Genomic DNA, 9,372 nt, shown 5'->3' on the forward strand with positions numbered 1-9,372 from the left:
CGCCGTCACCAATCGTACCGATAGCGCGATCGCCCGCGTCGTCGATTGCGTCATCGACACCCACGCAGGCATGGAAATCGGCGTAGCCGCCACCAAAACCTTCATGGGTCAGTTGATGGCGTTTTACTTCCTCTCGCTCGACCTCGCCCATCGTCGCGGGACTATTACACCCGATCGCCTCGCCGAAATTATCGCTGGCTTAAAAGTCCTCCCCTCCCAAATCGAAGTCATCCTCGAAACCCAAGAAAAATACATCGAAGAACTCTCCCACAGCTTCCTCGACACCCACGATGCCATCTTCCTCGGTCGCGGCATCAACTTCCCGATCGCCCTAGAAGGTGCCCTAAAACTCAAAGAGATCAGCTATATCCACGCCGAAGGTTATCCCTCCGGCGAGATGAAACACGGCCCGATCGCACTCCTCGATGCTAAGGTACCCGTAATTGCGATTACCATGCCAGGGAAAGTATATGAGAAAGCGGTTTCTAATGCCCAAGAAGCCAAGGCACGAGATTCACATTTGTATGGGGTAGTAGCCGCCAGCGATAAGGATGCAGCAGAGATCTTTGACAAGGTTTTACCCGTACCAGATGTCGATGAATTATTATCGCCAGTACTAACAGTTATTCCGATGCAATTGATGTCATATCACATTGCCGCCATGCGCGGATTAGATGTAGACCAGCCTCGCAACCTCGCCAAATCGGTGACGGTTGAGTAGTTGATTTAATGTCAAAAAGTTGTATGTTAGATTCCGTAGGTGTTCTGGCATTTACGGAATTTTTGTCTAAAGATATGCAAATTAAATCTATCAAAATCGATAATTTTAAATCTTTAGTTAATTTTGAGTTACCTTTAGCCAAGTTTAGCTGTTTAGTTGGGCTAAATGGTTCAGGGAAATCTACAGTATTGCAATTTCTTGATTTTTTGTCTCAACAAGTTAGAGGCGATCTGAGTGGTTGGCTCAAACAGAGGCAGTGGGAATCTTCCGATCTTAGTTCAAAATTGACTCGTAAGAAAAATATTAACTTTGAAGTCTTACTTATACATTCTGAAAACTTTGAAATTATTTGGCATGGCAGCTTTAATCGTACAACATTACAATGCACTAATGAATCGATAGAATGGGATGAATATCAAATTTTAGAAGTAGCAGATAGAAATTACAATATTTTAACTATATGTGAAATAGATGATAGCCCAAGAATAATTGGCTATGTTCAAGAGAGTGTGATTGCTGGAAGAATTACCTCTAATTATCAGGGATCTGTGATATCACAAATTAAAGAATCTGAGTTGCCAAAGGAATTGTATGAATTCAAGAAATTCTTTGCAAATCTACATGCTCTAGATCTACTAGCCCCTGAACTACTCAGACAAAGGACTAGAGATGCAGGTAATAGTTTAGGATTAGGTGGTGAGAAGCTGTCGGCATTCTTACATGAAATTGGTGAAGCAAAACGGGATATCATTCAAGCAAAGCTGGCTAAAGTTTATCCACAATTCAAACATCTCGATATATTATCGCTACGTTCTGGCTGGAAAAGTCTTACCATTCAAGAGCAGTTTGGTGATACGATCGTCAAGACGGAAGCTCGACATGTCGCTGATTGATTTCTGCGGATGCTGGCGGTTTTTGCTCAACTATCTAAAGAGCAAAGTTTCTTGCTGCTAGATGAAATAGAAAATGGCATTAACCCTGAATTAATTGAGTTTGTGGTAGATGAATTAGTTGAATCCGATCCGCAAGTATTGATTACTACTCATAGTCCGATGGTTTTAAATTACCTCGAAGATGATGTCGCGATCGCGGGTGTTATCTATATATATAAAGCCAAGAGTGGAGCAACACAAGCGATCCGGTTATTCGATATTCCTGCGATGCGTGAGAAGCTAACGGTGATGGGTGCGGGTGAAGTTTATGAAGATACCTTATTAACTCAACTTAATGAGGAAATCATCGAGGGTTTATGATGTTCTTAATATTAAGTGGAGAGGGATCGACTGATACAGGTGTAAACGATAAAGAATTTGGCCCAATGACAAAATTAATTGATAATTGGATCGATCGTAAAATTGGCTATTCATTTATCAAGGAAAAAACATATACTATTGTATCCAAGACTGAGTTAACAAAAAAAGCGAGAAGTCTTCCAGCTCAATCTTGAAAAGGAAAAAATGTTGACGATGAAACAAGAGAATTATTTAAAAGAGCTAGAGCATTAGCTATAATAGCTCATCAAAAAAAGAAAGATATTGGCGATACAATCCCATTGATTGTTGTACTTTTTGTAGATAGTGATGGTAAAAGAAGTTCTCAGAAAAACAAATGGGCAATTCGGTTTAAATCGATACTAGATGGATTCAGTCGTGAAAAACTTTCTACTGGAGTTCCCATGATCCCTATTCCCATCTCCGAAGCTTGGGTTTTGTGTGCTTTAGAAAACAAGTACAAGGATTGTGTAAAACTTGAATATGAGTCAGCTAGTAAAAATTCACCTAATTCTCTCAAAAAGCAGCTAGAAAATAATCTAGGTGAGCCGGAAACGAGAATATTGCTTAATAATAAAATTGATGATGGGGAGATCGATATCGATCGCATGACCGATCTGCCTAATGTGACGGCATTCAAGGATAGACTCAACGAAGTATTAGATCTGCTCGGCTGTGCGCGATCGAAATTGTAACTCGGTTACAAGCGCGGGAAAGTCGGTATTTTCAAATTGTAAGCCGTTCCTCTAGCCTTGTTGTCGATCGAGCGCCCACCGGACTTGACTTAAGATTCCGCGTAATAAAGCGACTTCATTTGGTGAAAGTTGACTGCGATTGTAGAGACGGCGCAGTTTTTCCATCCGATGCAGTGCTGTATGGGGAAATAGATAGCCGATATCGAGCAGTAATGTCTCTAACTGCTGATAATATCCTTCGACTAATTCTACTGGTGCTACGTCAGATTGTAGCGGTATTTGGGCCTGCTGAATCGGTAAATCTTCAGCTAGATCGATCGCACACATCTGCAATTCATAAGCACAAACGCCAACTGCTTGAGCCAAATTGAGCGAACTATAACTAGAGCCGACTGGAATCCGAAGATAGCGAGTGGCATAATTTAATTCGGCATTAGTCAAGCCACTATCTTCCCGTCCAAATATTAATGCTGTCGGCTCGGTACTCTCTACCAGCCAAGGTAAAGCTTGTCTGGGTGTTTCGAGCTGCGTTGGAAGCGCCCGATCTCGCGCTGTAGTGGCAATTACGCGCGTACAACCCTGGAGCGCAGTCGGTAAGTCTGGAACGATCTTCGCTGTCGCTAAGACATCGATCGCATGTACTGCCATGCGGCTAGCTTCTTCGCCAAAAACGTCACACTGAGGATTCACAATTACCAATTGTGTCAATCCCATATTTTTCATCACCCGCGAGATCGCGCCGATGTTTAGGGCACCCGTTGGCTCTACTAAGACAATCCGAATATGATAGAGAGAGCTACTCACTGTAAATTTATCGATCGATTAACTGTAATGCCGCGACACCGAGCAAAATCCGATCTGCCCACGAAGATCTGTCCCGTTTGCAATCTTTCATTCACTTGGCGCAAGAAGTGGGAATCCAATTGGGATGAGGTCAAATATTGTTCCGAACGCTGCCGGAAGAGGAGAGGGTAGATGAGAGATGGGAGAGAGTGGGTAAGAATTTAGATATCGCTAGATCGAAGAACACCCACATCTTTACTACCATCTCCCATCTCCCATCTCCCATCTCCTTCCTACATAAACGCTGGCTGATGACGAATGAGATTAAGAAACTCTTCTCTAGTGCGCTGATCCTCTTGGAAGGCACCTAGCATCGCACTGGTAACTGTCCACGAACCAGGTTTTTGGACGCCGCGCATGACCATACACATGTGGCTGGCTTCCATCACTACCGCGACACCCTTGGGTTCTAAAACTTCTTGCAGTGCCTCGGCGACTTGACGGGTGAGGCGTTCTTGAACCTGCATCCGGCGGGAATACATATCGACGATGCGGGCGAGTTTGCTCAAGCCAACGACTTTTTGGTTGGGGATGTAGGCAACATGCGCTCTACCCATAAATGGCAACATGTGATGTTCGCACATGCTAAAAAAGTTGATGTCGCGAACGAGCACCATCTCGTTATGACCTTCATCAAAAATCGCGCCATTGATGATCTCTTCGAGCGATTGGTTGTAACCACTCGTCAAAAATCGCATCGATTCAGCAACTCGTTTGGGAGTTTTGAGCAATCCTTCTCGCTCTGGATCTTCGCCTACTCCTAAGATGATTTGACGAACTGAGTCCATCATATCTTCTAGGCTAACTTCTTCTGGATCGTGAATCTTTACTGGCGCGCCATTAAGAGTATTACGATCGGGTCTGGGATTAATATTATTAAGGCGATCTTTACCAGCAGAGTTACCACTTTGAGGGGATGAAATAGTCATGTTTGGTCTAAATAGATATGAAAATAAATGAGCGGAGTCAAAACCCGGATTGGTAGACCGATTGTAGAACTATAAAGCTCCACCACTGGGCATGATAATTAGTTCTTCAACTACTGCACCACCAGGCGCAAGCACGGCGTAGAGGATGCCTTGAGCAACCGCTTCGGCGGTCAGCATAGCAGATCGATCGAAGTCGGCTTGGACGGTATCTGTATCCCAGAGTGGCGTATCGACCGAACCCGGACAGACTGCACTCACGCGAATGCCGTTGGCGCGTTCTTCACCAGCAATGGCTTTAGTTAGTGCCATCAGCCCAAATTTACTGACCGAATAAGCACCCCAATTGGGAAATACCTGTTTGCTAGCGATCGAAGATACGTTCACAATTATCCCAGATTGGCGTTGGCGCATCTGCGGCAAAATTCCCTGGATACATTGGAAAACGCTGGTGAGATTTAGGTCGATAATGCGTTGCCAATCGGCTAGGGGCGTATCGGCGATCGCTCCAGTATAAGCCATCCCCGCATTATTGATGAGAATATCTAAATTGTCAAAGTCTGCGGCAATTGCGGCAATCTCGATCGCAACTCGATCGATTTGAGCTAAATCTACCACGTATGTTTTGGCTGTCACACCAAGCGTGGTTGCAGCGGCTGCTACTGCCATTAGTTTATCCTCAGACCGCCCTAGCAATGCTAGATTAATGCCTGCTTTTGCAAAAGCTAGTGCTGTGGCTTTGCCAATGCCACTGCTTGCGCCCGTAATTAATGCCGTTCGATTAGTTGTTGCAATCGGATTCATCTAGTCCAGGAAGTTTGCCCAGAAGTGAGCGATATGTAAATTTTTGTTACGAGTTGATTATAGCATCGATCGAGTGATGGTCGATCGGACTTGGGGATCGGGACTAAATTAGATAGGGAATAGGGAATAGGGAATAGATATCGATTAGGGTGGGCACTGCCCACCAGCTAGGTTTCAGAGATAATCTATCTTGTAAATAATTACGTCTACCCACTTACTGGGTGAATACTCCCATCTGTCGAAACTTATCATATCTGAGCGATCTTAGCTCGGCTGATGGTAGTACTCGTAACTGATGCAGATTTTTGAGGATGGCATCTTTGAGTACCGCCGCCGCGCGAACGGAGTCCGCATGTGCCCCACCGAGCGGTTCTGGTAAAATCTGGTCGAGAATGCCTAAGTTTTTCAAATCCTTAGAGGTAATTTTCAGAACTTCAGCCGCTTGGGGTGCTTTCCCGGCATCCTTCCACAAAATTGAGGCACAAGCTTCGGGACTAGCTACATAGTACACCGCATGTTCAAACATCATCAACCGATCGCTGACCCCAATGCCCAAGGCTCCACCAGAGCCACCTTCACCGATTACCGTACAAATAATTGGTACATCCAACCGAAACATCTCCCGTAGATTATACGCGATCGCTTCACCCTGTCCTAACTCCTCTGCCTCCAAGCCCGCCCAAGCCCCCGGCGTATCGATAAACGTTAGAATTGGCATCCCAAATCGATTGGCATGTTCCATCAAGCGCATTGCCTTGCGATAGCCCCCAGGAGCCGCCATCCCAAAATTTCGCGCTACGTTATCTTTGGTATCCCGCCCCTTTTGGTGCCCTAGTAGCACCACGGGAATCCCGGCTAACTTGCCTACACCGCCGATCAAAGCCGGATCGTCTTTACCGCGCCTGTCGCCATGTAACTCGATCCATTCATCACAAATTGCCTGAATATAGTCGAGCGTACTCGGACGACGCGGGTGACGAGCTAGTTGGAGCTGCTGAGCGGGAGTGAGGCTACTAAAAATTTCGTCGCGCAATTGCACGTATTTAGTCTCCAATTGTAAAATCTGACTGGAGATATCGACGCTACTTTCTTCAGCAAGTTCGCGAATGCGATCGATCCGTTGCTGTAAGTCGGCTAACGGTTTTTCAAATTCTAATAAAAAGGGCTTCTTTTCGTTGGGAGCAGCCATGACTGGGAGTTGGGAGTTAGGAGTTGGGAGTTGGGAGCTGGGAGTAAAAAAATGTAGGGTGGGCACTGCCCGCCATAGGCTTCAGCCAAAGCCATCATCAATCGAGTATATCCACGAACGCTCTACTTACCTGCATGATGCGCCAATTACCATTGCGGCGGGACTAACCCCCGACAAACGATAATAGCGGTCGAAAACCGTGCTTGAGTGAGGCTTGACCGATTTGTTCCATTTTCTCGATCGTAATCTGATTGCGTCCCCAGGAGAAACTCGTGTGCAGTTTCTCAAACTCCAATAACATCGCTTCGGCAAAACACGCAAAGAGCTGGCGAGCGGGAGCATCCATATTGACGATGTTCATGATTTTCCAGTCGATGTCGAGAGAATGCTCGACAATCCCCCCATTCATCACATGGATACCGGGAGCCTGAATCTTAGTGCCCAAATTTTTGGGATAACCACCGTCAATCAATAGACAGGGCTGCTTGAGAGTAGTCGCATCGATTTCGACCCCTTTTGGCATACTAGCCACCCAGACGATGATATCAGCTTGGGGCAAAGCAGCCTCTAACTCGACAATTTTGCCACGTCCCAGCTCAGCTTGGAGGTTTTGCAGGCGTTCCTGGTTGCGAGCTACTAATAGCAGATCGGCAATATTGGTGCGCTTGTCAATCCAGCGACATACGGCACTGCCGATATCACCTGTCGCCCCCACGACTGCGACTGTCGCTTTGCTCAGTTCGATCCCTAGTTTGACCGCACCCTGCTCGACCTGCCGTGCGATAATATATGCAGTATGTGTGTTACCAGTCGTAAATCTGTCAAAATCTAATTCGACATTCCGGACTTGTTTATTCTGGTAAAGACCGAATTCTTCAAAAATAATCGAGGAAAATCCACCGAGAGCAGTAATCTGAATTCCCTGTTTTTGGGCGTGAGCCATAGCATTGAGGATTTTGCGAATCGCTGCTTTGATGCGTCTAGTTGCTAGCATTTCCGGCAGAAAACAAGATTCGATGTAATAGCCTTCAATCTGTTGCCCGGTAATACTTGTGACCGTAATCCGATCTACTGTTTGTGGTGGGGCACTGCACCAAAAATCCAGCCCTTGATCTGCATATTCTGGAAAGCCTAAGTCTTTAGCGACGGCTTGGGCATGTTCTAAGCTGGTAAGGTGACCGATAAGACCAAACATGAAGATTTTACGAGTTGTGCCTGTTGAGCAGAAGTGGTGAGCGATATATAACGGCTAGATTTAAATGGCTCTTTCTACACAATAGTACAAAATAGGGCCTTGGGATCGCTTATTGAGGTAAGTTGCTCATTAGCCCGCTAATTTAGGGTAAGAGGTAAGAGGTAATGGGTAAAAGGTAATAGGTAAAAGGTAATAGGTAATAGGTAATAGGTAAGAAATTAATAGTCTCCCCGTTTTCAATTAGACTTCGCTCAGTACAAGCTAGTTCCCCACTTCCCCCGTCTCCCCGTCTCCCCGTCCCCCCGTCCCCCAGTCTCCCGCGTCCCCATGATTCGCCTCCGCCAACTCAACTGGACACCTTACTTATTCCTCGCGCCAGCATTGCTGCTGCTAGGGATAACAGTATTCTTGCCTGCCATCCAGGCTTTTTATCTGAGCTTTACCAATTATGACCCGATCGCGGGTACTGCGAGTTGGCAAGGATGGACTAATTTCGATCGATTGGCCAAAGATGCGGTATTCTGGCAAACAATTAGGAATACATTACTCTATCTCTGTGGTGTGGTGCCAATTTTGGTATTTGCCCCGCTGCTGCTGGCAATTTTAGTCAATCAAAAACTCAAAGGGATGAGCTTTTTTCGGGCGGCTTACTACGTCCCAGTTGTCATTTCGATGGTGGTTGCGGGTATCGCTTGGAAGTTTATCTATGCTGAGAATGGTTTGCTCAATCAAATTTTAAAGGTCGTCGGTATTCCGGCAATTCCGTGGCTGACTAGTCCGGCATTAGCGTTATTTAGCGTGATGCTGGTAACGATTTGGAAGGGATTGGGTTATTACATGACGATTTATTTGGCAGGATTGCAATCGATTCCAGCGGATTTATATGAAGCGGCGGCGATCGATGGGTCGGATCGTTATACTAAGCATTGGGATATTACTATTCCCCTGATGCGTCCTTATCTGTTGCTGGTTGCGGTTATTTCCGCGATCGCGGCCACCAAAATCTTTGAAGAAGTCTATGTGATGACTCAAGGTGGCCCGCGCAACAGTTCTAAAACGGTAGTTTATTACCTGTATCAACAAGGTTTTGGGTCTAATAATCCCGATCTGAGCTATGCTTGCACGATCGGCTTAATCTTATTTCTGATTGTGTTTATTCTGTCTCTCATCAATCTTAAAATCTCGCAAAATAATGCTAACTTACCCTGAAAAACTAGCTGGAAGCAAACGCAAATGTTCTTTGTATAACTGTGGAACGATCGATTATCAAACGGCATGGATTTGGCAAAAATCACTTCAAAAAGAACGCACGATCGACCCAGATCGTGCTGATGCTCTAGTCATTCTCGAACATCCACCCGTGTATACACTCGGCACTGACGCTAGTTTAGAATACTTAAAATTCGACCATCTCCAGACTGAATACGAACTATATCGCGTCGAGCGTGGTGGTGAAGTAACGTATCACTGTCCGGGTCAAATTATTGCCTATCCCATTCTCAATTTACGTTATTACCAACAAGATTTACATTGGTACTTAAGACAACTTGAAGAAGTTGTGATTAGAGTTTTAGCTTTACACGATCTCACTGGCGAACGGATTGAGGGGTTAACTGGGGTTTGGGTAGAAGGTCGTAAGATTGCAGCGATCGGGATTAAGGTCAGTAGATGGATTACGATGCACGGTTTTGCCTTAAATGTTTGTCCGGATCTGAGCGGCTTCGAGCA

The 9,372-nt window shown here is 45.5% G+C and carries 12 protein-coding genes; 7 read left to right on the plus strand and 5 right to left on the minus strand.

Going from position 1 to position 9,372, the window contains the following annotated elements; genetic code table 11:
- The 4 genes from RMO35_RS03295 to RMO35_RS03310 all read left to right on the plus strand — a co-directional run.
- The coding region (locus RMO35_RS03295) for an SIS domain-containing protein (RefSeq protein WP_309738527.1) at positions 1 to 721 on the plus strand (721 nt) is incomplete at its 5' end.
- 23 nt (positions 722 to 744) lie between these two features.
- Positions 745 to 1,614, plus strand: coding sequence for an AAA family ATPase (locus RMO35_RS03300; protein WP_309738528.1), 870 nt, complete (start codon positions 745 to 747; stop codon positions 1,612 to 1,614).
- 9 nt (positions 1,615 to 1,623) lie between these two features.
- Entirely contained in the window at positions 1,624 to 1,974 is a 351-nt protein-coding gene (locus RMO35_RS03305) for an AAA family ATPase (RefSeq protein WP_309738530.1), read from the plus strand.
- A 422-nt stretch (positions 1,975 to 2,396) separates the two neighbouring features.
- Complete coding sequence (locus RMO35_RS03310; protein ID WP_309738531.1) at positions 2,397 to 2,687, plus strand: hypothetical protein; 291 nt, start codon at positions 2,397 to 2,399, stop codon at positions 2,685 to 2,687.
- 51 nt (positions 2,688 to 2,738) lie between these two features.
- Here RMO35_RS03310 and RMO35_RS03315 read toward each other — a convergent pair whose 3' ends face one another.
- Positions 2,739 to 3,491: an RNA methyltransferase gene (locus RMO35_RS03315; protein ID WP_309738534.1), complete on the minus strand. Its 753-nt coding sequence runs from the start codon at positions 3,489 to 3,491 to the stop codon at positions 2,739 to 2,741.
- Between the two features lie 27 nt (positions 3,492 to 3,518).
- On the opposite strand from RMO35_RS03315, the gene RMO35_RS03320 reads away from it, so the two are divergent.
- Positions 3,519 to 3,662 carry a DUF2256 domain-containing protein gene (locus RMO35_RS03320; RefSeq protein ID WP_309738535.1) on the plus strand — a complete coding sequence of 48 codons (144 nt, stop codon included), beginning with the start codon at positions 3,519 to 3,521 and terminating at the stop codon, positions 3,660 to 3,662.
- A 101-nt stretch (positions 3,663 to 3,763) separates the two neighbouring features.
- Here RMO35_RS03320 and folE read toward each other — a convergent pair whose 3' ends face one another.
- The 4 genes from folE to RMO35_RS03340 all read right to left on the minus strand — a co-directional run bounded on the left by folE (position 3,764) and on the right by RMO35_RS03340 (position 7,644).
- Positions 3,764 to 4,459, minus strand: coding sequence for a GTP cyclohydrolase I FolE (gene folE, locus RMO35_RS03325; protein WP_309738537.1), 696 nt, complete (start codon positions 4,457 to 4,459; stop codon positions 3,764 to 3,766).
- Positions 4,460 to 4,528: 69 nt separating this feature from the next.
- On the minus strand, positions 4,529 to 5,260 hold the full coding sequence (locus RMO35_RS03330) for an SDR family oxidoreductase (RefSeq protein WP_309738539.1): 732 nt from the start codon (positions 5,258 to 5,260) through the stop codon (positions 4,529 to 4,531).
- 214 nt (positions 5,261 to 5,474) lie between these two features.
- Positions 5,475 to 6,449 carry an acetyl-CoA carboxylase carboxyltransferase subunit alpha gene (locus RMO35_RS03335; RefSeq protein WP_309738540.1) on the minus strand — a complete coding sequence of 325 codons (975 nt, stop codon included), beginning with the start codon at positions 6,447 to 6,449 and terminating at the stop codon, positions 5,475 to 5,477.
- Positions 6,450 to 6,612: 163 nt separating this feature from the next.
- On the minus strand, positions 6,613 to 7,644 hold the full coding sequence (locus RMO35_RS03340) for a long-chain acyl-[acyl-carrier-protein] reductase (protein WP_309738541.1): 1,032 nt from the start codon (positions 7,642 to 7,644) through the stop codon (positions 6,613 to 6,615).
- Positions 7,645 to 7,971: 327 nt separating this feature from the next.
- Here RMO35_RS03340 and RMO35_RS03345 point away from each other — a divergent pair, with 327 nt between their 5' ends.
- Together RMO35_RS03345 and lipB are read left to right on the plus strand one after the other, a co-directional pair.
- Complete coding sequence (locus tag RMO35_RS03345) at positions 7,972 to 8,853, plus strand: sugar ABC transporter permease (RefSeq protein WP_309738543.1); 882 nt, start codon at positions 7,972 to 7,974, stop codon at positions 8,851 to 8,853.
- Positions 8,837 to 9,372 (plus strand): lipoyl(octanoyl) transferase LipB (lipB, locus tag RMO35_RS03350; protein ID WP_309738545.1); only part of this gene is annotated, 536 nt, incomplete at its 3' end. The genes RMO35_RS03345 and lipB, both read left to right, overlap by 17 nt.

The organism is Chamaesiphon sp. OTE_20_metabat_361, from assembly GCF_031364565.1.

Excerpts from the sequence above, each read along its gene's own strand:
- RMO35_RS03300 (WP_309738528.1), top strand. The coding sequence starts at position 745 with ATGTTAGATTCCGTAGGTGTTCTGGCATTTACGGAATTTTTGTCTAAA.
- RMO35_RS03305 (WP_309738530.1), top strand. The coding sequence starts at position 1,624 with ATGCTGGCGGTTTTTGCTCAACTATCTAAAGAGCAAAGTTTCTTGCTG.
- RMO35_RS03310 (WP_309738531.1), top strand. The coding sequence starts at position 2,397 with ATGATCCCTATTCCCATCTCCGAAGCTTGGGTTTTGTGTGCTTTAGAA.
- RMO35_RS03320 (WP_309738535.1), top strand. The coding sequence starts at position 3,519 with ATGCCGCGACACCGAGCAAAATCCGATCTGCCCACGAAGATCTGTCCC.
- folE (WP_309738537.1), bottom strand. The coding sequence starts at position 4,459 with ATGACTATTTCATCCCCTCAAAGTGGTAACTCTGCTGGTAAAGATCGC.
- RMO35_RS03330 (WP_309738539.1), bottom strand. The coding sequence starts at position 5,260 with ATGAATCCGATTGCAACAACTAATCGAACGGCATTAATTACGGGCGCA.
- RMO35_RS03335 (WP_309738540.1), bottom strand. The coding sequence starts at position 6,449 with ATGGCTGCTCCCAACGAAAAGAAGCCCTTTTTATTAGAATTTGAAAAA.
- RMO35_RS03340 (WP_309738541.1), bottom strand. The coding sequence starts at position 7,644 with ATGTTTGGTCTTATCGGTCACCTTACCAGCTTAGAACATGCCCAAGCC.
- RMO35_RS03345 (WP_309738543.1), top strand. The coding sequence starts at position 7,972 with ATGATTCGCCTCCGCCAACTCAACTGGACACCTTACTTATTCCTCGCG.